We start from the raw sequence: 24,231 nt of genomic DNA, 5'->3' as shown, positions 1-24,231 counted from the left end.
CGGGCGCGACGACGACCTGCTTGCAGTGCGGGCACCGGACCTGTCGCCCGAGGAGTTCGGCCGGCACGCCCATCCGGCGCGTGCAGAAGGAACACGGGAACGTGACGGGTTGTGAAGACATAGCGGGTGTTCGGTGGTGGGCCGGCGGTGCGAACCATCGCGTGGCCGTGACTGTGCGAATGGTACACACGAACCCGCTACCACGCAAACCCACCCTGCCGCGGGCCGAACGGCGGGTCAGAAGTACTCGCGCTCGAAATAGAGGCTGGCCCCGCCGAGCGCGGTCGCGCCGCGGGCGAACTTGTCATCGAGCGGGTCCACCGGCGGGCCGGCCTTGACCTTCTTGAGACCCGGGGCGTGGGTTTTCACGAACGGGGCGCCCGGGACCGCGGCAGCCGCCTTGATGAGCGCCTCGCGGACCGCCGGGATGTTGCTGCCGCCCCCGGTGAGGATCAACTCCTGCATCGACGCCGGGCCGAGTTGCTGGAGGAAGGCCGCCGTCTCGTCCGTGAGCCGCGTGCAGAAGGCGGCGAGGCAACTCTCGACGACCGGCCGGTCGGCGGAGCCGCCGATCACCTTGCCGGGGCCGATCCGGTAACCCGTCTCGGCGCTGTACGTGCTCACCTGGAACGCGGCGAAGTCCTTTCGCGCCATTCCGTTCAGTGCGGCCCGCTTGTCGTCGGGCAGGGCGGCCCGCACGGTCGCATCGAGGTCCGAAATGCCGAACGCGATCGACTGCTGGGTCACCCCGAAACCGGCGCCGTTGGACGTGTCGATCTCTTTCCCGCACGTGTCGATCCCGAGGGCGGCGAAGTCGCTCGTGAACGTGCCCACGTCGATCACCAGGGCGCGGTAGGTGGGGTGGTGCGCGTCGCCCGCCAGCACCGTGATGAGCGGGCCGCGGTTGAACATCTCGCGGAAGTTGATCTTCTTCGTGCGGACGGTGAGCGCGTTGACCGCCTTCGTCAAGATCCCGACCGCGTTGGCTTCGGGCTCCGATACGAACAGCGGGTCGGCGAGCGGCCAGCCGGCCGACGCGAGCGCGTCGCGCAGCCGCACGCACCCCGGGTGCTGGGCGAGCGTTTCGATCGGCCCGAACAGCGGGACGGTGATCCGGAGCGGGATGTCCTTGTAGTTCAGCGCGGTGTGCGGGAGCCGCTCGCACGCCTTCAGCACGCACTCCCGGAGCCACTTGAAGTAGTGGTAGGTGAGCCGCTTCGCCTCTTCCTGCCGCCGGGCCGCCGCGCCGCCCGGGCTCGCGTCCGGGGTGCCGAAAAGGGTCCGGGCCGAGGTGGTCAGCGACCGGAGGCCCGCGACCCACGCCGGCAGCACGCCGTGTTTGGCGGCCAGCGCCTCGAACTCTTCGGACCGCAACAGCGCGTCGATCGGGTGGAGGTCCGGTCCTTGCGCCGGCGGCGGAGCGAACAGCTCCCGCTTGAAGTTCGAGTAAACGACGACCTTGCCGCCCGGTTTGGCGTCGGCCGCCCGGTGCCCGAACTCCAGACGCGCCTCGCCCCGCGTCCAGTCCGCCGAGACGACGGTGGGCGCCCAGAAATCCAGCCCCTCGTCCGAGCACGGGACCAGTGCCCCCGCTTCCTGGGGCGCCGAGCGGAGCGCGACCTTGGTGTAAAACGTTCCGAAGTCCACACAGAACACGCGCTCGGCCATTGAGAACCTCACACCGGTCCGGTTATGAGCGCCCGTTACTGGCGCTTGGTCTTTGTGGCACCAACGTTCCGGTCGGTGCGGCTTCGGGCGCTGAAGGCACACGGACGCGCGCGTCCGTGACACAAAAATCGGTCACAACCGGCCGGGCGCGGATCTCACAGGTCGCCGACCACGGCCTTCAGCGCGACGTAATCCTCGTCGTCGGTCTTGAGCAGCCAGCCCGGGCGCAGCACGGTGAGCGGGGCGCCTGGGGCGGCCGGTTGCTCCGATTCGTGGACCCGGCCGTTGAAAGCGATCTGCTGCCCGGGCTCGCCGATCATTTGCATCCCGCGGATGTTCCACATCGCCGTTTCGAGATAGTCGCGGCCCTCGGTCTTACCGTCGGTCCAGGCGTCGCGCCACGCGGCGGCGAGTCGGTCCGCGGTGTACCGCCGGAAGTCTCGCTCCTCGTCCGTTTTGGGCTCCGGAGCCGATGCCGGTGCGGGCGCGGCGGCCTTCGGCTCCGGGCGCGGTTCCACGCGCGGCGCGGGCTCGGGCAACTCGGTCGCCTTCGCGCCCTCGAGTTCGTATTCGCGACGCAGCGCGTCGAGCCGGTTCCGGCGGCGCTCTTCGAGCAGGGCTTTCGCCCGTTCCAGCGCGGCGAGCGCGATCTCTTCCGCCTCGCGGCGCTTCTTCGCGGCCTCAATTCGCGCGTCCTGCTCGGCCTTTTCGGCCGCAACGGCCTCTTCTAGCAGCGGAGTCAGTTCCGGGGCCGCGAACGGAGTTCGACCGATCACCGACTGAATGAACTCGATCCGCGCCGCGGCCGGTGCCGCCGCCGCGATCGCTTTCGCGAGCGGTCCGACCTTGTCCTCGGCCAGTTCGCCCGCGATCCGCTCGAAGCCCGCCGGGGTCAGCCCGACGATCTGCGCCTTCCCCTCGGTCCGGAGTACCGTCAGCAGGGGAACGGCGCCGGTTATGCAGGCGTCGGCGGCCTCTTTGTTCGGGCCGCTCGTGGTGGGGAACAGCCCGCCCTTGCCGCCCAACTTCACGTCGCCCGTGGCGTTCGCGACGTTCAGCAGCGCGAGCCGCACGAGGTCGGCGACCGGAACCGGGGCCGCTTGTTTCTTTGCCACGTCCGTGTCCTCACCGTCGGGAGTTTAACCGTCCGTACCGGCGCGCGAAAGCGCGTTCCGAGCGAAATCGGAAAGTGCGACCTGCGCGCGGGCGGACCCTTAACGACCGGGTCCGGTTCTCGAAGTCGTGAGTATAGGAGCAGGGGCACGACGGGCTAGAGAACGCCCTTCGTGGACGGCACCGCGGTGGACCGCGGGTCCGGTTCCACTGCCGCGCGGAGCGCGCGGGCGCACGCCTTGAAGATGGCTTCGACGATGTGGTGGGTGTTGTGGCCGTGGTGCAAGAGGACGTGCAGGTTGAACAGCCCCGTCGAACTTGCGGCCCGCCAGAACTCCTCCGCCAGCTGCGACGAGAACGTGCCCAGCGTTTCCAGCGGGACGTTCGCGCGCCACACGAGGTACGGGCGCCCGCTTAGGTCCGTGGCGGCGGTCGCCAGTACGTCGTCCATCGGGAGCGTACAGTCCCCGAACCGCCGGATGCCGGCCTTATCGCCGAGCGCCTGAACCAGCGCCTTCCCGAAGCAGATGCCCACGTCCTCGACCGTGTGGTGCGCGTCGATGTGCAGGTCGCCCTTGCAGCTCACCGACAGGTCGAACAGCCCGTGCCGCGCGATGTGCGTCAGCATGTGGTCGAAGAACCCGACGCCGGTCGCCAGTTGGGCGGTGCCGGTGCCGTCGAGGTTCAACGTCAGGTCGATCTCGGTCTCGTTCGTCTTGCGCTGGATACGTGCGGTACGGGGCATGGTCGCTCGCTTAATCCTTGCCGGCGTGGCGTTTCCTTCCAGTCACCTGATCCCGATGGAGCGCGATCCCCGGCTCATACACTGTCCGGGTGGTGTCTGTTATTTGTGGCACAGACATTCCTGTCTGTGCGGCGTGAGAAGACGGCACAGATAGGAATGTCTGTGCCACAAGGGTATTAGCCAAAAACGGGCACCCGCAACCGAACCGTCAATCAGAGAATGGTCCGCAGTGCGGCGCACAGTTGGTCGATTTCCGTATCGGTTCCGACCGAGATTCGGAGGCCGTCGTAAGCCGAGCCCTCCGGGTGCCCGACCGGCCCGGCGGCGTAGCTCATGTACCGCACCAGAATCTTCCGCGATTTCAGCGCCTCATAAATACTCTTGAGAGGCCGGTCCGCGCGGCGGCACCACACGAAGTTCGCGTGGCTGGGCGTCACCTCGAACCCGAGGGCGGTGAGGTCGGTTGTCATCCGGTCGCGGGTGGCGCGGATCTTCTCGCAGACGTGGCGGAAGTAGTCCTGGTCTTCGATCGCGGCCGTCGCTGCGGCCAGACTCAGGACATCGCAGTTGTAGGAATCCTTGACCTTCACCAGTTCTCGCACGAGTTCGGGGCGGGCGACCGCGAACCCGAACCGGATGCCCGCCAGCGCGTACGACTTGCTCATCGTGCGTGTGACGATGAGATTCGGCGTGCTCGGGAGCAGTGCCAAACTGTTGTCGTCGGCGAAGTCGGCGTAGGCCTCGTCGCAGACGAACGGGGCTGGGGACACGAGCCCGGCCAGCGCAGCCAATCGCTCTGCGGCGATGACGGTGCCAGACGGCGAGTTCGGGTTGGGGACGAACGAGAGGTGCGCGTCGCGCGGCCAGCGGTCGGCGTCCGGCTGCCAGTCCGCCGTGAGCGGCACCGCCGCGAACCGCGCCCCCTGAATCTCCGCGAGGCTCTTGTAGAGGATGTAGCTGGGTGTTGGCGACGCGATCAGCCCGCCCTCGGGCACGAACGCGCGCGTCAGGATGGTCAGGATGTCGTCGGAGCCGTTGCCGATCAGGATGCCGTCGGGATCGACGTTCAGCACGCGGCCGGCGGCCTTCCGGAACGTGTCGCCGAGCGGTTGCGGGTATTTGCGCAGGCTGTTCGGCGTGAGGGCCGCGCGAACGGCCTCGAACACCCGCGGGCTGGGCGGGTAGGGGTTCTCGTTCGTGTTCAGCTTGACGATTTCGGGGTCGTTGAGCTGCTCGCCCGGGACGTACCCGGACATGGCGCGGACGTTGGGTCGAACGGTCATCGGGGGAGGTCCGAAAGTCGAAGCCGATTGGTCCGTATCCACGCCGTTTCTGGAGCCGGCCGATGTGAGGCCGGCTCCAGAAGGGATGACTCGTCAATCGGATGCGGTGTCACTTCTTGGAGGCGGCGGGCACCTTGTCCGGTTTCGGCTTGGGCCGGTTCATCGGGCCGTTGTCGTTGGCCCGCAGCTCGACGCTGGCGGCGTGGCCGGTCAGCCCTTCCTTGTTGGCCAGGAAGATCACGTCGGCCGCGATCTCCTTCAGCCCGTTGCGGGTGAAGTGCATGACGCTGGTGCGCTTGCGGAAGTCGTTGGTGGTCAAGCCGCTCGCGAACCGGGCGGTGCCGCCGGTGGGGAGCACGTGGCTCGGGCCGGCCGCGTAGTCGCCCACCGCGACCGGGGTGAACGGGCCGAGGAACACCGCCCCGGCGCTGTCAATGCGCTCGAGGATGGCTTCCGGGTCCTTGGTCTGGATGTGCAGGTGCTCGGGGGCCAGTGCGTTGGTGCAGTCGATGGCCGCCTGCTCGTCCGGGGCGAACACGAGCGCGCCGTACCGTTCCAGGCTCTCGCGGGCCAACTCGCCGCGGGAGAGTTTCGCCAGTCGCTTCTGGAGCGCGTCCTGAATCTCCTCCAAGAGCTGCTCGTGCCAGGTCACCAGCACGGCGACGCCCGGGGAGTGTTCGGCTTGGGCGATCAGGTCGAGCGCAACGTAGTCGGGGTGGGCCGAGTAGTCCGCCAGCACCACCACCTCGCTCGGGCCGGCGATGCAGTCGATCGCCACTTGCCCAAAGACGTGCTTCTTGGCCAGGGCGACGTACTGGTTGCCCGGTCCGACGATCATATCGACCGGCTTGATCCCTTCCACGCCGTAAGCCATTGCGGCGATGGCCTGTGCGCCGCCGAGCCGGTACACCTCGGTGATGCCCAGTTCGTAACACGTCGCGAGCATCTCGCGGTTGTACCCGCCGGTCGCGTTGGGCGGCATACATACGACGATCTGCTCTACCCCGGCCACTTGGGCAGGGCAGACGGTCATGAGCAGGGTGGAGGGGTACGCCGCGGCGCCGCCGGGGCAGTACACGCCGACCCGCTTCAGGGGCCGGTAGCGGACCGTCAGTTCGTGCTTGCCGGAAACCGGCATCACCGCGTCGCGCTGAAGCAACCCGGACTGGAACTGAACGACGTTGTACCGGATCTGCTTGATGACTTCGAGGAAGTCGGCGCCGACGTTGGCGTGTGCCTCGGCGAGTTCCGCCGGCTTCACCTTCAGTTGGTCGGATTTGAGCTTTATGCCGTCGAACTGCTCGGTGTAGTGCAGGGCCGCGGACAGCCCCTTCTCTCGCACGTCGCTGCAAATGCGCTCGACGGCTCGCGTCGGGGACAGGGCCTCACCGAACACGGCGAGGGTCTTCTTCTTGCTGGCGGCCGATGAGATGTCGGCGTCGGTGCGGAACTGGTCGCGAAGCTTCAGGATCTGGGCCGCGGCGTTGTTGGCTGAAAGGTCGATCCGCCGCAGCTTGAGTGCTGGCATCTGTTGAACCTCGCAGGCAGCGTGAAGAGGGGCCACCTGCCCGAGCAATACGTCAGGGCACGCCCCAGATTGTGCGAGTTGCACACCGGGCACATGTTTCCCTTGTTATACGGGTTCACGCGCCGTGATGCAAGGAACGGCCGAGCGCGTTAAGTGAAATCAATGGTGTAAACTGTTCCGACAATGCAGGTTGTGACGGAGCTAGTTTGCAATTCCGATACTGCATTAATTTAGTGCTTTTCTGAATACTTGTGAAAGGTGGGTCGTGCCGGCCGCTGTATTTCCCGTCACCGCCGAGGCGGCGAACAACAAGCGGACGTGGGCCGTAGTCACTCAGGTCGGTCAACCACAGGCGCTGACGGTTGGCACCTCACCGCGTTCAAGTGATGTGGTGAAACCGTGAAACCCGAACCTCGCGCTTGCGTTCGGTCCCGTGCGCGGGTCTACTGGAGCCGACCTCTCGTGCTCGCCCGTTCGTGCGACGGATTGTGACCCCGCATCTCGGCCGCGGAGGCGGCAAATGACCGTGGCAGCCGATTTCTTCGATACCGAACCGCGGAACTGGCGGGCAAGGCTGGCCGTCAGCGTGGAGGTGATGCGCGAGTTGAGCCGCGCCGCCGACCCCCAAGAGATGTACGCGGTGTTCGCGCGCCGCATGGTGCAACTGTTCCCTGTCAGCCGGCACCTGACCATCTCGCGCCGCGGGCTGCGCGACCCGGAATATCGGGTCACGCGATTCAGCCAGTGGAACGAGCCGGTCAACCCCTGGAAAGAGCAGCACCGCCTGCCGATGCACCACGGCGGGCTGTTCGCGGAGCTGCTGTACGGCGACCAGCCGCGCGTCATCGACAACCTGCGGCTCGACCCGGACGACCCCGCGAGCGAGTACCTCGCCGGCCAGCGGTCCCTGGTCGCCATCCCGCACGTCGAGAGCGGCCCGTCGCAGAACATGGTGATCGCCACCCGCGACGACGTGGACACGTTCCCGCGCGAGCGGGTTCCGGACCTGCTGCTGCTGAGCAACCTGTTCGCCCGGGCGACGCAAACGGTGGTGCTGTCGCAGGCGGTGAAGGAGGCGTTCGACGGGCTCGACTACGAGCTGCGGTCGATCGCGGAGATCCAGAAGTCGCTGCTGCCGGCCGCGCTGCCGAAGGTGCCGCACCTGGACGTGGCCGTCCACTATCAGACGGCAAAGCGGGCCGGGGGCGACTACTACGACTTCTTCCCGCTGCCGAACGACCGGCTGGGCGTGCTGATCGCCGACGCGAGCGGCCACGGCGCGCCCGCGGCGGTGCTGATGGCGCTGGCCCACAGCATCGCCCACACCCGCCCCGAACCGCCGCAGCGGCCGGGCGAGTTCCTGACCTACATGAACGCGCACCTGACGCGGCGGTACACCCGCCCGACGGGCAGCTTCATGACCGCCTTCTACGCCGTCTTCGACCCGATCAACGCGACCCTGAGCTACGCGAGCGCGGGCCACAACCCGCCGCGCCTGCTCCGCTGTGCGGACGGGTTCAAGCTCGCGCTGAACCGCGCGCAGAAGTTGCCGCTCGGGATCAAGCCCGATGAAGTGTACCTCGAACAGACGCTTCCGCTGCTCCCCGGCGATCAGGTGGTACTGTTCACCGACGGGGTGATTGAGGCAGTGAACACGGACGGCGACGTGTTCGGCTCTGCCCGGATCGACGAGGAGCTGGAGACCTGCCTCCCCACGGCGAACGCGCTGCTGCGTTCGATCCTGGCGTCGCACGCGCTGTTCACCTCGGGCACGACGCCGGCCGACGACCGAACGTTGGTGGTCGTGAAGCGAACGGAAGGCAGCAAAGCGAAGTAGCCAGGGGCCACACTCAAGGCGTCACCCGGTCGGCGAAAGCGAGCCGGTCGGGTGACGCCTTGAGTGTGGCCCGCTCGCTCCGCGAGCGGTTGCGAACGCGCCCAGGCTTCGAGGTGTGGGGCGGATCTGATCTTCCGAGCCGCTAACTTCACTTTAAAGTGGCGATTCTTCCCTGATAGCCTCAGCATTACGCTGCTGGTCCCGCCCAGCGGTGGGTTAGGTTCCTTCAGTCTTCGGGTTCAGCACTTCTTAGACGCTTGAGGCCGACTTTCGGAGATTGCAAGGGCCGCAGAGCAGACAAAGATTGTCCCAGGTGGTCCGCCCCCCTTGAGACCAAGAAACCCGGTGGTCTCCGTGTAGCTCTGCAAAATCGCTGGGGCCAAAGAAGCGCCTCTCGCATCTAGGGCATTGGTAGCCATCTTCCGTGATGCCACCCTGTAGCTTGTAGTACGCCCATTTCCAATCGGAAGGATAGAGACGTGATTCAGGATTGCATTCCGAGAGAAAGGGCGGAGGTTTCATAGCTTCTTGATCTCTGCTGCAACATTATCGAACGCTTCCAGTTGCTTGCGTTGAGATGTCCATTTGCCTTTGGAGTCTGGGAATTCAACCTTTAGCACGTTACGTGCTGTTTCGCGCGAGGATTTGAGGAACCGGCCAATACAGCTCCACTGATCTTGTGTTGGGGCAGTTGAGCCAAAGGTCTTTTGCAGGGAGGGGATCAGCAGAGCAATCGCTCTGTGCTTGCCGACGTTTGCGCCAGGGCCGCATTCCATGCGGAGCCTATACCACCACTCTGCGAACTGTGGAAACCACTTCGTTTTAAGGTCTTCAAGATCTGGAAAAAGCCGCGGTCTATCACTATTCAGGTCTTCTTCTTTGAACTGAGCGCAAACAATGTCGAGTACCTCATCGGTATTCCCTCGAAAGCGGATTTTGAGTCTAGCAAGCGCGGCGTTATCTTTGAGTAACGCATCTACTTTCTCTCGATGTTCACTAATAAGATACCATAGAAACATCTCGGATGCTGTCTGGCCAATGGCGACCTTTGTATCTTGCCACCAGGACTGCCATTCGGCGGCACGCTTGATATTGTCCTGCCAAGGCCAAGTGTAGCCTAATGCGCCAATCATTCGTTTCGAACCGGGTCGAGAAGCGTCAAATATTCCAACGGATTGAATGAAGCGAACGCAATCTGATTGGCTGTAGTAGCTAAGCCGAATATCCTGTCCTGTAAGAGGCGTCCCTCCTTCGTTAATGCGCCGAAAGATCTCAAGTCTCAGGCTCAAATCGATCGTCTCGGGCAATGTGACGAGTGTAAGGTTGTATCGGCGAAATGCGTTCTGCCAGACTTTGTCGAGGTCGTTATACTTCTTTTCAGCGTAGTGCGAGCTGCTTCCGTAGTAAGGGCATGTGTCGCTATTGCTCAGCGTGAATTCGTTGTTGAAAAAGGCTTGCAAAGTTGTGAGGCGCTGTTGGCCGTCGACCACTTCGGAAACGTCATGGTCATTCTCGCTCAACGCAAAGTAAAATGCTGGTATTGTCAGTCGATTGAGAACTGATTCAATGAAAAGGCTTTTCTTGTTGTCATCCCATTGGTCAGCATCCCGCTGGTATTGGGGGATGATGACTTCCTTCCTGGCAAACCGAGTCAAGACGTTTTCTACCGCCTCGTTCTGTGCAATCGTCTGCTGAGTTACAACTGGCTGGTTTTCTTTGTCGGTCATTTGTGAATCCGTTTTGTAAGTGGACGGTGAAATCTCTATATTTTATGGGAAAATAATCTTGCAGAATGACGGCAGTTCGGTCTGTGCCAAGCACCGGATCTGGCATCCCTTACGGAGGCAATCAAGCACAAACGGCACATTACCATCAGCCTGGGCTAAACTCAAGCACACGACTGCGTTTTCATCTCCCGGCTTTGCGCGGGTTATTCCGTGTGTGCATACACATCGCGCAAACGAATAGGGTAGCGGCAATCTCGCTCGCTGTTCGACAGCAATTCCGATTATGCCGTGAGCAGGTCACACTCGGCGCACGCCCCCACGACACGCCGCCGGGGCCTCGGTGCCATCTGGTCTTTAGGGTACTGCGTTTGTCGGCTGTCACAGCGGTGTTCGGGACTGCAACCGCACTGCTCGCGCTTCGGTGGGTCGCCGACTGGACATTCGCTGCCAATGGACTGGTCAGGAGCTACCACTTCGCTGGGTCATCGCTACCCACGAATCACACGCTTCGGACCGGGATACGCCCCCCGCGGATGCTTCGAGATCGGCCCCCGGATGCGTCATCATGGCAGGAGGTAACAAGATGTTTCGCAGCAACTTACGCAGCGTGCAGCGCGCGCAAACGATTTCGGAGCTTGGATCGGAACGCGGTGCCGAGTGGTCCGTTTTGCGTGGTTCGAGGACGGAGAAATGCCGCGAGCGGGAAGTAGTGGGAGGAAAACGCCGATGGGTGGCCGAATTGCCCGATGGTGGCTCTGCGGCCCAAAAGATCGGCTCGCACCAGCCGAAGCAATACTGACGGCCCGCCTGCGGCCCGCGGCCAGTTGTTCTGAAGGGCTTGGGGATAGGTTTCCGCTCCGCACGCGATTACAATCCGCGTGTCGGCCTGCCGTTCACCTTTCCCACCTGCGGAGTCCTGTCATGCGGAGAATCGCGTTCCTCCTCGCCGTCGTCGCCCTGTGCGGTGCCGGTTCCGTTGCCCAGAGCGCCGATAAGAACAAGCGGCTGCTGCTGGTCACGCACAGCGGCGGGTTCATTCACGGGTCCGTTGGCACCGCCGAAGAGGTGCTGAAGGCCATCGGGCCGGCGAGCGGGTTCGATGTCACCTGCTGGCGGTTCACCGGCGACCCCGACGCACAAGACAAGAGTGGAAAGACGGCGCTCCAGGTTTACAGCGACCGCTTCCGGGGTGCAACCAAGTTGCCCGTCGAGAAAGAGAACTGCGGGCGGATCAACAAGGAGACGCTCAAGAACTTCGACGTGGTGCTGTTCTTCACAACCGGCAACCCGCTGACAAAGGCCGAACTCACTGACCTGCGTGAGTGGGTGAAGGCCGGTGGCGCACTCTGCGGCACGCACTGCGCCACCGACACGCAGTACACCGACACCGTTTACGGCGACCTGATCGGCGGGTACTTCAAGGGGCACCCGTCGGGGTTACAGAAGATCAAGGTGAAGGTCGAGGACCCGAAGCACCCCGCCGCCGCCGGCTTCACCAACGGGATGGACTACCAGGACGAGATGTACATCTTCAAGGACGCCCCGTACTCGCGCGAGCGGCTGCACATCATCTTCAGCGTGAGCGATTGGACCAACACCAAACTGCCCGGCAACCTCGTCCGGAAGGACGGCGACTACGCGATCGCGTGGTGCCGCGAGGAGGAGAAGGGGAAGGTGTTCTACACATCCTTCGGGCACGACCCGAAGGTGTGGAAGGACGAGAAGTTCCAGTCCCACCTGTTCGGCGGGCTGCGGTGGGCGACCGGTCAAGCGAAAGGCGACGCCACCCCGAGCGGCGCGAAGAAGTAATACCAAATCCGGTTGAAGAGTAACGGCGGTTGGGAGCGCCACCCGCCTGCTGACGCAGGCGGGTCGACAAGTTGCGGTCGCCCCGCCTGCGTCAGCAGGCGGGTGCAACCTACACTCTGCCGAGCGGTTACTCTTCAACCGGATTTGGTATAAGAGGCCGGAAGAGGCCGTGCGCGACGCCTTCGACCGGGTGGGCCGGGTCAAGTTCTTCTCCCGCGGCGAGTTCAAGGTGCGGGCGAGTGGGTGTTGACGGTCGATTACTGGGTGGCACCGACCGTCACGTGCTGGGTGCTGCTGGTACTCGGGGTGTTCTTCCTGTTCCTGCTCGGACTGTTGCTGCTGCTGATCCCGTACACCACCAAGGGCGAGATGCAGCGGGTGTTGTCGAACGCGGTTCGCGACGCGCGCGACAACATCGAACGCGAGGGGGACTGATACTCTGGTGCGTTTTGTTTCTTCATCCACGGCCCGGTCGTTGGCTACTGTTTCTGCTGCCTTTGTGGCACAGACATTCCTGTCTGTGCGACGCGGGAAGGCCGCACAGACAGGAATGTCTGTGCCACAAGTAGCAGACGCAACCAGTCTGATCGCCGATCGGCGTTCCGGCCTGGATCGCGAAGACAGACACCCATCCGGATCGGGTATCAGGGTCAGACGCTTGCGTTTACGCGATTCCGAGCCGTGTGACATCAGCCGGATAGCGTCGCCCCTGGCGTCGGTTTTCTGATCTCAACCACGGCGTATTTGTGAACTTTCTGGCGCATTTGCATTTGGCCGACGGTGATGCGGGCGACATGACCGGCGGCATCGCGGCCGATTTCGTGCGGCACCCGGACCTGGCGGCACTGGCCCCGGACGTGCTGCGCGGGGTCATGCTGCACCGTGCCGTTGACGGGTTCACCGACCGCAACCCGATCACCCTCCGCAGCATCAGCCGCATCTCCCGGGAGTTCGGCTGGTTCTCGGGGATCGTCATCGACATCTACTACGACCACATCCTCGCGCGCGACTGGCGCACCTATAGCGCAGAATCACTGAGGGCGTTCGCGACCCGCAGCTACGCGGTGCTGGAAGACCGACACGGCGCGCTGCCCGGGCACGCGCGCGACTTCATCCGCACGTTCATCGATCAGGACCGGTTGAACCTTTACGCCACACGCGAGGGGATTCAAGACACCCTGGCGCGGGTGTCGCGGGTGATCGCCGAGCGGATCCCGAACCGCGCGATGTGGCTGCCCGACGCGATGCCGCTGCTCATCGCACGCGACGCCGACTTGGCCGCGGACTTCCACGCGTTTTACCCCGAACTGATGGCGTTCGCCGCCGGGCAGAAGGCGCGCTGACCGCGGCCCGGCGAACCTCGGTGTGTCGGGCGTGTCTTCGTGTCAGACTCATCATCAAACTCACAGCCCGATTCACAGCCCATGCCCAAACTGAACCAGATCAACGCCGTCGTCACCGCACGCAAGGGCGAGGCCGAGAAGCACGTCACCGAGTTGTACAAACTGATCCAGAAGGAGCAGCTTTTCACGGGTCGCGAACGGACGTACCGCCCGCTCGACGAAGTGAACGGGCAGAAGCTCCCGCCCGAAAGCCAGCGCGTCCAGCAGCGGGCCGACGACCTGGTTCGTCAGGCGCGCGAGAAGTGGACGGAGCTGTGGAACCTCGTGTTCACCCAGGACACGGGGAACCAGTCGGCGCGGGCCGACATCGTTGTGGACGGCAAGGTGATCCTGGCGAACGTGCCGGTCACCACGCTGCTGTTCCTCGACAAGCAGGTGAACGACCTCGAAACCTTCGTATCGAAGCTCCCGACCCCAGACCCGGCGGAGGAGTGGGCACACGACCCGAACACCGGCCTGCTGCGCAGCAAAGCGACCGAGTCGCTGCGCACCAGCAAGGAACCGACGGTGATCGTGAAGTACGAGGCGACGAAGGAGCACCCGGCTCAGACGGAACTGTTCACCAAGGACGTGCCGGTCGGGACCTGGACGCAGATCGTGTACAGCGGCTGCATCGCCACCGACCGCAAGAACGCGATCCTGGCCCGGGTGCGGAAGCTGCAAGACGCGATCAAGGTGGCGAAGGAGCAGGCGAACCTGTTCGAGGTGGAACGCCAGAAGGCCGCCGAGGCGCTGTTCGCGTTCGTTCTGGGCGAGTGATCTCGGTCACAGGGTTCTAAAACCGGGTCGCGGTGCCATCGAGAGCAGCAGCAACCCGGGAAGCCCAGAGTGGAATTACTCCGGTCGGCGTCAGCGCCGACGACGGACCGTGCGGCGTGGCTTAGCGCCGCCGGCGATCCAGTCGTGAATGAGCTTCAGTTCCTTCTCGTTCGGCCCCGGCTTCCCGTCCGGCGGCATGGTCGCGTCGGGCGGTTTCATGGAGAGGTAAAGCGAACTGTTCTCCGGGTCGCCGGGCTTGACGATCGCGCCACCCGTGCCGCCCTTCAAAATGGCTGCGGCGGTGCGCAGGTCAACGCCGGCTTTCGGTTTGCCGGCGGCCCCGTGACAGTTGTTGCAGTAGGACCGGAAGATCGGTTCCAGTTCTTTGAAGGCGACCGGCTTTGCGGTGACCTTCTTCGGCTCGGGCTCTTTCTTCTTGGGAGCGGGTTCCGGCTCCTTCTTTTTAGGCTCGGGCTCCGGTTCTTTCTTTTTGGGTTCGGGCGTCGGCTCCGGCTCCTTTTCCTTCTCCTTGGGCATCGGCTCGGGTTCGGGCTCCTTGGCTTTCGGCTCGACCGTCGGAGTAGCAGGCGGCTTTACCACCGGTGTCGCCTGCGCCGTGGACCGATCTGGATCTTTCTTGGCCTCAACGATTTCGACCTTCGGCCTGTTCGCACCGGCCCACACGCCGAAGCTGAACCCGATGAGGGCCAACCCGGCGTAAAGCGAGCCGAAAAACCACTGCCCGTTTGTCGAAAGGGTGTTACGGGGGAGCGGAGCTTGGTCGTCGTCCGGATCGAAATCGCGCGAGGCGCGTTTGCTCGCCATAGGGTGCCCGGTGCGGGAGGTGTGCAATCCGGCGGGGCCGGTGGTACTCGGGTCAACTCGATCTTAGCTCAGACGGAGCGGCGCGGCCAAGAGTTTCCCGGCGGGCTGCAACGCAAAGAAGCCCCGGTGTCCCGGGGCTTCCTCTCTCAACTGGAACCGGATTGAGAACCTGCGTTCCCATTCGCGCTAATCGGCCTTCTTTGCCTCGACGCGAACCACCATCACCTTATCTTCCTTCTTCTCGGTGACTACCTTCACGCTGGACCCCGGCTTCAGATCTTCGACCTTGCACTCCTTGCCGTCACACGTCACTTTCGCGCTGGCGGGGATGGTGTGCGTGTGCTCGTGCTTGCCGTCCTTGTCGGTCATCGTCAGCTTGCCGGCCTCGGCCTTAACCACTTTACCCTCATGGGTCCCCGGTTTGGCATCTTCCGCGCGGGCGGTGTTGAAAGCGAACACCAGAGCGGCGACCGCGGCCAAGGCGAACGTGCGACGAAGCATAGCGAGCCTCCGTGGAGATGGGAGAAGCGTTCCCGGTTATCAGGCGGGAACGGGAGGCTACCACAGCAACCGGCGCGCCGCGTCCGGAGTTATGCCGCCAGTGCCGCTCGGGCGGCTCGCAGAGCGATCCGATAGTCCCGCCGCCGGTGGCGTCGCACCGGCACCCGGTTAATCGTTGCCGTCCGGGTGGAGGCAACAGCCGATCGGGGCGACGTTTGGGAGGCCCGGCTTTTACGGACGATTTTGATGGTGCAGCGGGCAAGCGCAACGATCTGAAACAACATGCCCGCGGCGATTACGGCTTGAAGGGTGAGTGCGAGAGTTTGGGTCCACATGGCGTTGGCTGCCTGCGATTGGGGGTCGCGTGAGTAACGCCCTCTCGCAGGCAACTTGCGCCGACTCTCGTTGTTAGCGACTGCCGGCCACAAGGGCGCCGCGCGTCTCTTCAGCAGCGGTTCTTGTCGCTTCGCCCGCAGCGACTTGGGAACCGCTCTCCGAGGCCGTAGCAGCGTGGGCGTTCGGGAAGAACTGAGGGGTAACGAGGTGCGGCACGATTCCGTTTACCAACCCGAAAATCACACCACACCCGACAAGGACCGAGCACGCGAACATGAGGAGCAGTTTCATGGAGAGTCCCTCCCGGTGAGCCACAGCGTTCCGGGGACATTATTCCCCACAAACGCGACTCACTAAGAAGCAATACCGGTGCCCGCGGCCGAGTTAATACGTCTCGCGTGAACCGGTAGCGGTCGGGAAAGGGACAGAAGCTGCGTGCCGCAGCGCGGTTACCAGCTCTCGTTGTCTGCGGCGCGCGGCGCAGATGCGCCTTCTGCCATCGGCCGGATGAGGAGGACGAGACCGACGGAAACCACCGCCGCGCTGGCGAACACGCCGAAGATGACGTTCAGCGGCGTGTTCCGGTCGCGGAGCACACCGAACCCCCAATCTGCGAGTCCCCCGCAACTGATGCTGACGAGGTTCATGATGCCGTACCCGGTGGCGCGCAGTTCCGGTCGAACAATCTGGCACAGGATCGGCATGTTGTTGCAGTCGAAGAACCCCCACCCGAGCCCGAACAGCACCAGGAACGCGACCGCCACGCCGAGCGTGTCGGCGTTCCCGACGCCGAACATCGCCGGGATGATGAGACACATGCCGATTGCACTGACGTTGATCCGCCCGCGCTCGGTACGCCGCATCCAGTGGTCCGCGAGCCACCCACCGAGGAACGCTCCGCCGATCGCCGCCGCCTGCCAGTAGACCGTAGCCGCGACACCCGCTTTCCCCTGACCGATGCCGAACTGCTCCTTGAGGATGGCGGGCATCCAGTCCCGCACCACCCACCCCGCCAGGGCCGGAAGCGTGAAGTACAGCACCAAAAGCACGAACGAGACGTTCGTTAACAGTTCCTGAATTGCATGCACCGGAGAGAGGTTCGCCTCGATCGGGGCGTCGGGCGGTCGCGGCGCGTCGCGGAGCAGGAGGACGAGGGGAACGGCGTACAGCATCCCGAACACGCCACAGGCGGTAAACGCGAGCCGCCAGCCCAGGTCGGGGGCGTCCGCTACGTAGCCCCCGAACCCGCCCGCGATGACCCCGCAGTAGATCGCCATCTGGTGCAGGCCCACCGCCCGAGACCGTGTTCCGCGGGTGTGAAAGTCGGCGATGAGGGCGAGCGCCGCTGGGATGTAAAAGGCTTCGCTGATGCCCATCAGCGAGCGCGCGACCAGGAGTTCGTTGAACGAAGTGACGTGCCCGGTCGCCCACGTCACGGCGGACCACACGAACAGGCTGCCGCAGATGGTGAACCGGCGGCTGAACCGGTCCGCCACGAAGCCGCCGACCGGACTGAGGAACGCGTACACCCACTTGAACTGCCCGAGCATGAAGCCCCAGTTCTCCTGGGTGGCGATGTCGGGTACGTCGGCCATGACCGAGAACTTCATCGACGCGAGCATTTGCCGGTCGAGGTAGTTGAGCAGCGCGACCGGCCACAACAGCCCGACCGTCAACCATGCCGTGCGAGCGAGCGCGGGGGCGGGGGAGAGGAGCGACACGGTGGGACTACTCCTTCTTGCCGGGTTTAAAGAGCCAGACAGCGGGCGAGCGTACCTCGCCGCTCGTTATCACCCAACCTTCACCCCGGCGAACAGTAACGCGCGGGGTGAGGGGTTGATCCGCTGTGAGCCACTCGGCGCTTGCGTTGTCGTATCGGAGCACCGTTACGACGAACCCGCTGTGTGCGTCTGGTGCGGGGTTGAGCTGCGAGCCGTCGCCGCCCAAGATATAGAAGCCGCTCTCGTCAGCAGGAGTCGGGGACGGCGTACCGACCACCGGATGAGGCAACATGGGTGGTCGAGGGCAATCCGCTTTCGGTTCGTGCAACGCGCTATACTTGAGATATCAGTGATTCGTCTTGCCGTCCTTCCGGTGACGAGTTCTTCCCCAAACCGGTGAACGGCCTTCGGTTGGCGGTGCCGATGCTCGCTTTTCCGCACTCTCCGAACACCACGTTTTGCTCTGTTAGACAGAATTTCGTGGTCACAACGACCCGAATTGGGATAAGCTGTGTCGTCTTGGCCGGGTTGTCCGGCACTGACCCTGTTCGCGTTCACTCAACTGCACATCACTGGAACTGTGACATGAAACTGTTTGCCATCATCACGGCGGGCCTGATGGCTGTTGCTGGCGGGGTGTACTTTTACTCCTCTTCCAACTGCTCAACGTCCACGTGCGGCGCTCCGGTCGCGAAGAGCGGCGGCTGCTGTGCAAAGGAACAGGCCGTAGCAGACTGCTGTGTGGCGAAGGAGGAGTGCTGCGAGACCGTCGAAGCCTGCTGCGCGATCGTGGCGGGCGTCAGCAGTCAGCCGAAGGCGACCGCTTCGGCTTGCTGCGCAGGCAAGGACGAGTGCTGCCTCGTGCAAGCCGCCTGCTGCACCGCGGAGAGCGTTCGCGCGGCCGCGAAGCCGCGCGAGATCAAAGGCTGCTGCGATGAGGCCTGTTCGGCTTCCGCCATTCAGGTCGTCGCCGGTGCCGCGGCGAGCATCGCAAACGTAAAGTAAACCGCGCCGGCTAAGCGGGCGCGGGCGGCTACTCGCTGCTCGCGCCTTCGCTTTCCGCTTCAGTCGGGTCGGCGGCCACCGTCACCGGTGCGCTGGTGCGTTCATAGACCGCACGCCAGACTCCTCCGCCTTTCTCGAGTGCCTTCCTCTCGAAATTGGTGGCGAAGCCAGCGTCCGTTCGTGGCGCGGCGAGCTGCTCCTCTGCGGGACGCAGCTCGAAGCAGGGCATCGCACCGACGATTGCGGTCATCACTCCGAAGTACTCTCCCACATCGGTTGCGATGTACAACCGACCGCCTTCGCGGATGGCACGAGCGGCGTCGGCCGCGAACTCTGGTGTGAATACCCGGCGCTTCTTGTGTCGCGCCTTCCACCACGGGTCCGGAAAGTAGACATGGACGGCTTGAACGCTTCCGGCCGCGACGAAATCGCGGAGGACGAGTTTCGCGTCGGCGCACGCGGTCTTGACGTTCGGGATCTTGCGGACCGCGTAGCGGCTGGCCGCGTAGAGCTGGTACTTCCGGACGATCTCGATGCCCAGGAAGTTCGTGCCCGGGCGCGCGAGCGAGGCGTTCAGGAGGAACAGCCCTTTGCCCGTTCCCACCTCGATTTCGACCGGGTTCGTGTTGCCATAAAACTGCTGCCAGTCGATGCGCTCGCGCGCGACCGGCGCCGCGGGAAGGGCCGCCGCTGCGGCCTTGAGCCCCGCGGTCCGCGCTCCGGCTTCTTGAGGCAACTCCCAGACCCACGGCGCGAGTTCTTCGGCCGAAAGACGCCGCGGCTTACGCACCCCGAAGCTCCTCCATCTTGCCCAGCGGCACACCCGTAATGACGGCCTCAAAGGCGCGCTCGGCGCCAACGTACCCCTTCACCAAGAATCGCGTGAGCCGCCGGTGAACGCGGAGCCCGGTCCCGACGAGCACGAGCCGCTCGCCCGGGCGCACGGTGCGGACGAACTTGGCTTCGTCCACGCCGCCGAGGCCGAGCAGCGAACCGGCCTCGCCGATTTTCTGCGTTGCGTAGTAGTACCCACAGAGTTGCGCGGCCGCCTCGCACATCAGTACGCCCGGCATCAGCGGGAACCCGGGCATGTGACCGCGGGTCCAGAAATCGTCCGGTGTGGCGTCCTTAAAGCCCACAATGACATGCGCCGACGGATCAACGTGCACGATCCCGGTGAGCATCTCGAACTCGTACCGGTGCGGGTTAACGGCCCGGATCTCCTCGATCCAGGCGATGGGCCGAGAGAAGTCGAACGCGGTCGGGTCGAGCACCGGTCCTTCGGCGGACATGAACACTCCTTGACAGCGGTTGGGTCGGTCGCGGGCGACCTGCGGTTCACTCAACGAGATCGAGCACCTGCGGCAGTTCGGTCACGAGCGCGTCGGGGCGGAGGGCCGGGTCTTTGAGCTGTTCGCCGGTCGCGGTGAGGCTGGTCTTGTCGCCGGCGAACAGGGCCGTGCGGAAGCCGTGGCGCTTCGCCGGGCCGATGTCACGCTCCAGGTTCGATCCGACGTGCAGAACTTGGGCGGGAACGAACCCGCGGCCCGCCGCCAGTTCGGCCGCCGCCTTGAACAGTGTGTCCGACGGCTTGCGGGCTTTCCGGTCGCTCGAAACGATCTGCATCGCGGGCGGGATGACGGCGCGCAGCTCGAAGTCGGGGTTCTGCTGCCGCACGCACCGCTCGAGTTGTGCGGCGGTGAAGCACTGCCCGTCCGCCAGTAGCCCCTGGGCGACCCCGCGGCCGGCGAGTTGTGTCAGCGCGTCGGCCGCGCCCGGGTACGCACCGGCACCTTGAATGCTGGCGTGGTAGAAGTACGCGATCTTCTTGACGTATTCCGCCAGCGTTCCGTATTGCATCGCGTCGAACGTGTACTCTTTCTGCTGCAACTTCTTAACGATGTCGTCCCAGATGCGTTCGGTTTGAACCTCGGGGAACTTCTCGCCCCCTCCTCCGGTGAGCCGGAGGGTGCTGAGCGCCTTGTTAAACAGCTCCCGCATGTACTCCGACGGCGCCCCGGGCTTTCGGCTCATCGAGTTCCACATCTTGAACTCTTTGATCACCTTCTCCAGCGCCGCCGCGGTGATGAAATCCTTTTCGTGCTCGAACTGGATGTCGCCCGTGGGGACCGAAACGAGCGTCCCGTACACGGTCCAGAACACGCACTTGACGGGCATCGCCGTGAGTGACGGCTTGGCCTTGGGCGCGTCGATCTTGGGTGCCGGTGGCCACGGCAGGTCCGGACGGTCGTGGATCTTCTCGACGTACTGCTCGAGTGTGAGCGGCATGACCCGGCCCCGGCGGCAAGTTGCGGTCCGTCGTTGAGTTGCGCGTCAAGTTCGTAACGTAGCAGCCCGCGCCGGCGGAAGCAAGTTGCCAAACCGTGCCCCCAGCGAGTTCGTTACTCGGGCGGCTCCGCAAATTCGTTCAACAGTGCCTTGTGCCGCTCGCCGGAGGCAGTAAGGTGAAACCGCCGTCGGTCCGCACTCACAATTTCAATGGTGATGCGGAGGTGCTCGCGCGGAAGCGCGGTCTCGACCTTGTCGGCCCACTCGATGACGCACACGCCGTCGCCACGGAGGTACTCGTCCGCCCCCAATTCGGCAAACTCGGTCGGCCCCGAGAGGCGGTACGTGTCGAAATGATAAATCGGCAACCGGGCCGGGTATTCCTGGATCAGCACGAACGTGGGGCTGTTCACCGCGGCCGGGTTCTTGACCGACAATCCCTCGGCGATCGCGCGCGTGAGGTGGGTCTTGCCGGCGCCCATCTGACCCACCAGTGCCACCACGGCACCCGGGAAGAGAAGGGTGCCGAGCTTCCGGCCGAAGGCTTCGGTCGCCGCGAGGTCGGCAATGGTGTGGGTGTGAGGCATGGGAGTTGCGCCAGCCGGCAGGTGCGGAAAGGTGCCGGCGCTCACGGGCGCGAAATTCGTTTCGCGCCCGTGAGCGCCGGCACCATCTGCGGACAAGCAGGGCTGGTCACTTCGCTTTCACTTTGTTGCTTTTGGCCGCCTTGTGTCGCAGGTAGGCGTGCATGAACTGGTCGAAGTCGCCGTCGAGGACATCGTTGACGGCGGGCGTCTTCACGTCGATGCCGTCGCGCTCGTCGCGGACCAGCGTGTACGGCTGGAGCACGTAACTGCGGATTTGGGAGCCGAACGCGATTTCGCCCTTGGCGTCGTAGCTCTTCACCGCGTCGCCCATCCGCTTCTGCTCTTCGACGGCTTCGAGCCGGGTCTGAAGCATCTTCAGCGCCTCGGCCTTGTTCTTGTGCTGGCTCCGGCCCATCCGGCACTCGGCCCGGATGCCCGATTTGTGGATGAGGCGCACGCCCGACTGCGTCTTGTTGACGTGCTGACCGCCCGGCCCGCCGGTGCTGAAGGTTTGCACCTCGTAGTCGGTGTCCTTGATGACGATCTCGATGTCGTCGGGCAGTTCGGGGAGCACGTCGATCGCCGCGAACGAGGTCTGGCGCGTGTCGCCGCCGCCGAACGGGCTGATGCGCACGAGCCGGTGAACGCCGATTTCCGACTGCATGTAGCCGTAGGCGTAGGGGCCGATGATCTTGAACGACACGCTCGCGACGCCGGCCTCCTGGTTCGGCTCGATGTCCTCGTCCTCGATCGAAAACCCGTGCCGCTGCGCCCACCGCCCGTACGCGCGGAACAGCATCTCGGCGAAGTCGCACGCGTCGGTGCCGCCGGCCCCGGGTTTGATCGTCACGATCGCGGACCGCGAGTCGTGCTTCCCGCCCATCATGATTTGAAGCTCGAACGCCTCGTACTGCGTTTCGGCCTTCTGGAGCGCGGGCTCCAACTCGGACTCGAACGCGGCGTCCTCCTCGGCCAGCTCGGCCATCGCTTTGATGTCGTTTGCGGCGGCCGTCAGCTCTTCGTAGGGCTTGAGCAGCGCGTTACAGACCTTCAACTGGCCGATAACGCTTTTGGCCTTCTCGGGATTGTTCCAGAAGTCGCCCTCGGCCTGTTTGGCCTCGAGCTGGTCCCGCACCGCTGTTTTGCCAGCGATGTCAAAGAGAGTCTCGCACTTGGGTGAGCCGGGTGCAGAGTTCATCGGTCCGGCGGCGGAGGTCCGGGTTCATCGCGGGGTCGTCCTTCCGTATTGCGTGCGGCGCAACGGCCGCACGTCGAGTTAGACAGTAGCATAGCGAACGGGGTTCAGCGCCAGAAGGCCAGCCGAGTCGCCGAGGGAGCTGAAACCACGGGCGCTGGTTCACAACGGGTCGTCACATGAGCAAGCTCGCAAACAAGGTCGCGGTGGTCACGGGCGGCGGGTCGGGGGTCGGCAAGGCGACGGCCGCGCTGTTCCTGAGCGAAGGCGCCAAGGTGGTGATCGCCGGCCGCGACGCGGCGAAACTCGCCGCCGTCGCCCAAGAGCTGAACGCCGGCGGCGCGCTCGTCACGGCGCCGACCGATGTCACCAAACCGGACCAGTGCGCCGCGCTGATCGAGCTGGCGACCCAGACGTTCGGCCGGGTCGACGTGCTGGTCAACAACGCCGGCACCAACATCAAAGACCGCACGCTCCGCGAACTCACGCCCGAGTCGTGGGACATGATGATCCGCACGAACCTTGACGGGGCCTTCTACTGCACCAAGGCCGTCCTCCCGCAGATGCTCGAGCGCAAGGACGGGGTGATCGTGAACGTGGTGAGCGTGGCCGGGAAGCGCGCGAACCCGCTCGGCGGAGCGGCCTACGTCGCCGCAAAGTTCGGCATGGGCGGGCTCGGACTGGTGCTGTCGAACGAGGAGAAGGACAGTGGCGTGCGGGTGAGCAACGTGTACCCGGGCGAGATCGACACGCCGATTCTGGCCGCCCGCCCCAGGCCGGTCACCGAGGAGCAGCGGTCGGTCATCCTGAAGCCCGAGGACGTGGCCGAGGCGGTGCTGTTTGTGGCCGGGTTGCCGCCTCGCGTGTCGATCCCCGAACTCGTTATAAAGCCGACGGTGCAGATGTATTGGTGAGGCGCAAGACCGGGGGCGTGCTGTTGGGCGCCGCTTAGGTGAAAAGCGGTCAGGTGGCCACCCTGCCTGAAGAGAAGTTGCGATTTTTAGCCTATTTTTTCTTTCGAGAGCATGTATAGTCAAATCAGCCGCAGGGGGCGGACCCCGGCGGCGAGGAAGATTTGGAACCGGTCTTCGCGTATGCGGTTTGGTCCTTCGGCGGATCGGCTTTGAAGCCTAGCGACAGCTCATCACTGCCTTGCGCACGCTCCCAAGCTCGTCGAGTTGGCCCGTTCCACTACGCCGCTCTCGCGTTCAACAGTCCTCTTGCGATCCAACCTTACACATTCGCGGCGGGCTGCTGGTGCGGGCAGTGGATCTGTTTCTCCGCGTCTTCCCGAGAGCGATGCCGCTCTCGGTCCAGTTGAGTGCCCGACCGGGTCGGTGAAGAAGCCCGGTCGGGGGGGAATGACATGGCGAGCAAGAATCTGTACGTCGGCAACCTGCCGTTCACGACAACGCAGGCCGATCTCGAGCAACTGTTCGGCAACTACGGCACGGTCACCAAGACTCAGGTGGTCTCCGATCGTGAGACCGGCCGGAGCCGTGGGTTCGGGTTCGTTGAGATGTCCAGCGGGGCGGACGAGGCGATTGCCGCTCTGAACAACGCGGAATACCAGGGGCGGCGGCTCACGGTTAACGAGGCTAAGCCCCGTGAAGAGCGCCCCCGCGGCGGCGGTGGCGGCGGCTACGGTGGTGGCGGCGGCGGGTACGGCGGTGGTGGCGGTGGGTACGGCGGCGGTGGCGGCGGTGGCCGTCGAGGTGGTGGCGGTGGGTATGGCGGCGGTGGCGGCTATGGTGGCGGCGGCGGCTATGGTGGCGGCGGCGGTCGTGGTGACCGTTACTAACCATATCTGAACTGTTCGGATCGGGTCGTGGCGGCACCGCTTGCGCAGTGCCGCCACGACCCGACTTGGTTTAGAGGCGCAGCGCTTTTGCCCCTGACC

The 24,231-nt window shown here is 64.5% G+C and carries 24 protein-coding genes; 9 read left to right on the top strand and 15 right to left on the bottom strand.

Annotation, left to right across the window (positions count from 1 at the left end):
• Positions 1-237: 237 nt before the first annotated feature.
• The 5 genes from R5W23_RS13395 to hisD form a co-directional block, all read right to left on the bottom strand.
• Positions 238-1,668: a hypothetical protein gene (locus R5W23_RS13395; protein ID WP_320686743.1), complete on the bottom strand. Its 1,431-nt coding sequence runs from the start codon at positions 1,666-1,668 to the stop codon at positions 238-240.
• A gap of 155 nt (positions 1,669-1,823) precedes the next feature.
• A complete protein-coding gene (locus tag R5W23_RS13390) occupies positions 1,824-2,783 on the bottom strand; it encodes a hypothetical protein (RefSeq protein WP_320686742.1) in 960 nt (319 codons plus the stop codon).
• Between the two features lie 155 nt (positions 2,784-2,938).
• Entirely contained in the window at positions 2,939-3,526 is a 588-nt protein-coding gene (gene hisB / locus R5W23_RS13385) for an imidazoleglycerol-phosphate dehydratase HisB (protein ID WP_320686741.1), read from the bottom strand.
• Positions 3,527-3,738: 212 nt separating this feature from the next.
• Positions 3,739-4,809, bottom strand: a complete 1,071-nt coding sequence (hisC, locus tag R5W23_RS13380; RefSeq protein ID WP_320686740.1) for a histidinol-phosphate transaminase — start codon at positions 4,807-4,809, stop codon at positions 3,739-3,741.
• Between the two features lie 109 nt (positions 4,810-4,918).
• The gene (gene hisD / locus R5W23_RS13375; RefSeq protein WP_261190223.1) at positions 4,919-6,337 is read right to left on the bottom strand and encodes a histidinol dehydrogenase; all 1,419 of its coding nucleotides are present in this window, start codon (positions 6,335-6,337) and stop codon (positions 4,919-4,921) included.
• 520 nt (positions 6,338-6,857) lie between these two features.
• On the opposite strand from hisD, the gene R5W23_RS13370 reads away from it, so the two are divergent.
• A complete protein-coding gene (locus tag R5W23_RS13370) occupies positions 6,858-8,174 on the top strand; it encodes a PP2C family protein-serine/threonine phosphatase (protein WP_261190224.1) in 1,317 nt (438 codons plus the stop codon).
• A gap of 249 nt (positions 8,175-8,423) precedes the next feature.
• Here R5W23_RS13370 and R5W23_RS32635 read toward each other — a convergent pair whose 3' ends face one another.
• On the bottom strand, positions 8,424-8,696 hold the full coding sequence (locus tag R5W23_RS32635; protein ID WP_407936122.1) for an HNH endonuclease: 273 nt from the start codon (positions 8,694-8,696) through the stop codon (positions 8,424-8,426).
• Positions 8,693-9,901: a DUF262 domain-containing protein gene (locus tag R5W23_RS13365; protein WP_320686739.1), complete on the bottom strand. Its 1,209-nt coding sequence runs from the start codon at positions 9,899-9,901 to the stop codon at positions 8,693-8,695. Before R5W23_RS13365 ends, R5W23_RS32635 begins: the two co-directional genes overlap by 4 nt.
• 583 nt (positions 9,902-10,484) lie before the next feature.
• On the opposite strand from R5W23_RS13365, the gene R5W23_RS13360 reads away from it, so the two are divergent.
• From R5W23_RS13360 to R5W23_RS13340, 5 genes are all read left to right on the top strand, one after another.
• On the top strand, positions 10,485-10,700 hold the full coding sequence (locus tag R5W23_RS13360) for a hypothetical protein (RefSeq protein WP_320686738.1): 216 nt from the start codon (positions 10,485-10,487) through the stop codon (positions 10,698-10,700).
• Between the two features lie 122 nt (positions 10,701-10,822).
• Entirely contained in the window at positions 10,823-11,710 is an 888-nt protein-coding gene (locus tag R5W23_RS13355; protein WP_010048740.1) for a ThuA domain-containing protein, read from the top strand.
• Between the two features lie 246 nt (positions 11,711-11,956).
• Positions 11,957-12,145 (top strand): hypothetical protein, encoded by a 189-nt coding sequence (locus R5W23_RS13350; protein ID WP_320686737.1) that lies wholly within the window; start codon positions 11,957-11,959, stop codon positions 12,143-12,145.
• A gap of 311 nt (positions 12,146-12,456) precedes the next feature.
• Positions 12,457-13,053, top strand: coding sequence for an acyl carrier protein phosphodiesterase (locus tag R5W23_RS13345; RefSeq protein ID WP_320686736.1), 597 nt, complete (start codon positions 12,457-12,459; stop codon positions 13,051-13,053).
• 81 nt (positions 13,054-13,134) lie between these two features.
• A complete protein-coding gene (locus tag R5W23_RS13340; RefSeq protein ID WP_320686735.1) occupies positions 13,135-13,872 on the top strand; it encodes a DUF7873 family protein in 738 nt (245 codons plus the stop codon).
• Between the two features lie 90 nt (positions 13,873-13,962).
• Here the strand turns inward: R5W23_RS13340 and R5W23_RS13335 are convergent, their stop codons facing one another.
• From R5W23_RS13335 to R5W23_RS13325, 3 genes are all read right to left on the bottom strand, one after another.
• On the bottom strand, positions 13,963-14,697 hold the full coding sequence (locus tag R5W23_RS13335) for a c-type cytochrome domain-containing protein (protein WP_320686734.1): 735 nt from the start codon (positions 14,695-14,697) through the stop codon (positions 13,963-13,965).
• Between the two features lie 186 nt (positions 14,698-14,883).
• Entirely contained in the window at positions 14,884-15,198 is a 315-nt protein-coding gene (locus R5W23_RS13330) for a hypothetical protein (protein WP_261188816.1), read from the bottom strand.
• 785 nt (positions 15,199-15,983) lie between these two features.
• Positions 15,984-17,255, bottom strand: coding sequence for an MFS transporter (locus R5W23_RS13325; RefSeq protein ID WP_320686733.1), 1,272 nt, complete (start codon positions 17,253-17,255; stop codon positions 15,984-15,986).
• A 585-nt stretch (positions 17,256-17,840) separates the two neighbouring features.
• Here R5W23_RS13325 and R5W23_RS13320 point away from each other — a divergent pair.
• On the top strand, positions 17,841-18,260 hold the full coding sequence (locus tag R5W23_RS13320; RefSeq protein WP_320686732.1) for a hypothetical protein: 420 nt from the start codon (positions 17,841-17,843) through the stop codon (positions 18,258-18,260).
• Between the two features lie 28 nt (positions 18,261-18,288).
• Here R5W23_RS13320 and trmB read toward each other — a convergent pair whose 3' ends face one another.
• From trmB to prfB, 5 genes are all read right to left on the bottom strand, one after another.
• Entirely contained in the window at positions 18,289-19,050 is a 762-nt protein-coding gene (gene trmB / locus R5W23_RS13315) for a tRNA (guanosine(46)-N7)-methyltransferase TrmB (protein ID WP_320686731.1), read from the bottom strand.
• Positions 19,043-19,552 carry a 3-hydroxyacyl-ACP dehydratase FabZ family protein gene (locus R5W23_RS13310; RefSeq protein WP_320686730.1) on the bottom strand — a complete coding sequence of 170 codons (510 nt, stop codon included), beginning with the start codon at positions 19,550-19,552 and terminating at the stop codon, positions 19,043-19,045. The genes trmB and R5W23_RS13310 overlap by 8 nt, the downstream gene beginning before the upstream one ends.
• 46 nt (positions 19,553-19,598) lie before the next feature.
• Entirely contained in the window at positions 19,599-20,549 is a 951-nt protein-coding gene (locus tag R5W23_RS13305; protein ID WP_320686729.1) for an HAD family hydrolase, read from the bottom strand.
• A 113-nt stretch (positions 20,550-20,662) separates the two neighbouring features.
• A complete protein-coding gene (tsaE, locus tag R5W23_RS13300) occupies positions 20,663-21,136 on the bottom strand; it encodes a tRNA (adenosine(37)-N6)-threonylcarbamoyltransferase complex ATPase subunit type 1 TsaE (protein WP_320686728.1) in 474 nt (157 codons plus the stop codon).
• Between the two features lie 106 nt (positions 21,137-21,242).
• Positions 21,243-22,362 (bottom strand): peptide chain release factor 2 gene (gene prfB / locus R5W23_RS13295; RefSeq protein ID WP_261188807.1). Its coding sequence is split into 2 segments (ribosomal slippage): positions 21,243-22,292 and positions 22,294-22,362, totalling 1,119 coding nucleotides; the frame shifts between segments, so codons are not numbered across the junction.
• 148 nt (positions 22,363-22,510) lie between these two features.
• On the opposite strand from prfB, the gene R5W23_RS13290 reads away from it, so the two are divergent.
• Entirely contained in the window at positions 22,511-23,245 is a 735-nt protein-coding gene (locus R5W23_RS13290) for an SDR family oxidoreductase (protein WP_320686727.1), read from the top strand.
• Between the two features lie 452 nt (positions 23,246-23,697).
• Positions 23,698-24,132 carry an RNA recognition motif domain-containing protein gene (locus R5W23_RS13285; RefSeq protein ID WP_320686726.1) on the top strand — a complete coding sequence of 145 codons (435 nt, stop codon included), beginning with the start codon at positions 23,698-23,700 and terminating at the stop codon, positions 24,130-24,132.
• Positions 24,133-24,231: the final 99 nt, after the last annotated feature.

The organism is Gemmata algarum, assembly GCF_034097035.1.
GTDB lineage: Bacteria > Planctomycetota > Planctomycetia > Gemmatales > Gemmataceae > Gemmata > Gemmata algarum.
This window is presented reverse-complemented; position numbering and strand designations above follow the sequence as displayed.

What these genes read in the sequence shown, in the direction of transcription:
- R5W23_RS13395 (WP_320686743.1), bottom strand. Translation starts at nt 1,668, where the DNA reads ATGGCCGAGCGCGTGTTCTGTGTGGACTTCGGAACGTTTTACACCAAG.
- hisB (WP_320686741.1), bottom strand. Translation starts at nt 3,526, where the DNA reads ATGCCCCGTACCGCACGTATCCAGCGCAAGACGAACGAGACCGAGATC.
- hisC (WP_320686740.1), bottom strand. Translation starts at nt 4,809, where the DNA reads ATGACCGTTCGACCCAACGTCCGCGCCATGTCCGGGTACGTCCCGGGC.
- hisD (WP_261190223.1), bottom strand. Translation starts at nt 6,337, where the DNA reads ATGCCAGCACTCAAGCTGCGGCGGATCGACCTTTCAGCCAACAACGCC.
- R5W23_RS13370 (WP_261190224.1), top strand. Translation starts at nt 6,858, where the DNA reads ATGACCGTGGCAGCCGATTTCTTCGATACCGAACCGCGGAACTGGCGG.
- R5W23_RS32635 (WP_407936122.1), bottom strand. Translation starts at nt 8,696, where the DNA reads ATGAAACCTCCGCCCTTTCTCTCGGAATGCAATCCTGAATCACGTCTC.
- R5W23_RS13365 (WP_320686739.1), bottom strand. Translation starts at nt 9,901, where the DNA reads ATGACCGACAAAGAAAACCAGCCAGTTGTAACTCAGCAGACGATTGCA.
- R5W23_RS13360 (WP_320686738.1), top strand. Translation starts at nt 10,485, where the DNA reads ATGTTTCGCAGCAACTTACGCAGCGTGCAGCGCGCGCAAACGATTTCG.
- R5W23_RS13355 (WP_010048740.1), top strand. Translation starts at nt 10,823, where the DNA reads ATGCGGAGAATCGCGTTCCTCCTCGCCGTCGTCGCCCTGTGCGGTGCC.
- R5W23_RS13340 (WP_320686735.1), top strand. Translation starts at nt 13,135, where the DNA reads ATGCCCAAACTGAACCAGATCAACGCCGTCGTCACCGCACGCAAGGGC.
- R5W23_RS13335 (WP_320686734.1), bottom strand. Translation starts at nt 14,697, where the DNA reads ATGGCGAGCAAACGCGCCTCGCGCGATTTCGATCCGGACGACGACCAA.
- R5W23_RS13330 (WP_261188816.1), bottom strand. Translation starts at nt 15,198, where the DNA reads ATGCTTCGTCGCACGTTCGCCTTGGCCGCGGTCGCCGCTCTGGTGTTC.
- R5W23_RS13320 (WP_320686732.1), top strand. Translation starts at nt 17,841, where the DNA reads ATGAAACTGTTTGCCATCATCACGGCGGGCCTGATGGCTGTTGCTGGC.
- R5W23_RS13310 (WP_320686730.1), bottom strand. Translation starts at nt 19,552, where the DNA reads ATGTCCGCCGAAGGACCGGTGCTCGACCCGACCGCGTTCGACTTCTCT.
- R5W23_RS13305 (WP_320686729.1), bottom strand. Translation starts at nt 20,549, where the DNA reads ATGCCGCTCACACTCGAGCAGTACGTCGAGAAGATCCACGACCGTCCG.
- tsaE (WP_320686728.1), bottom strand. Translation starts at nt 21,136, where the DNA reads ATGCCTCACACCCACACCATTGCCGACCTCGCGGCGACCGAAGCCTTC.
- R5W23_RS13290 (WP_320686727.1), top strand. Translation starts at nt 22,511, where the DNA reads ATGAGCAAGCTCGCAAACAAGGTCGCGGTGGTCACGGGCGGCGGGTCG.
- R5W23_RS13285 (WP_320686726.1), top strand. Translation starts at nt 23,698, where the DNA reads ATGGCGAGCAAGAATCTGTACGTCGGCAACCTGCCGTTCACGACAACG.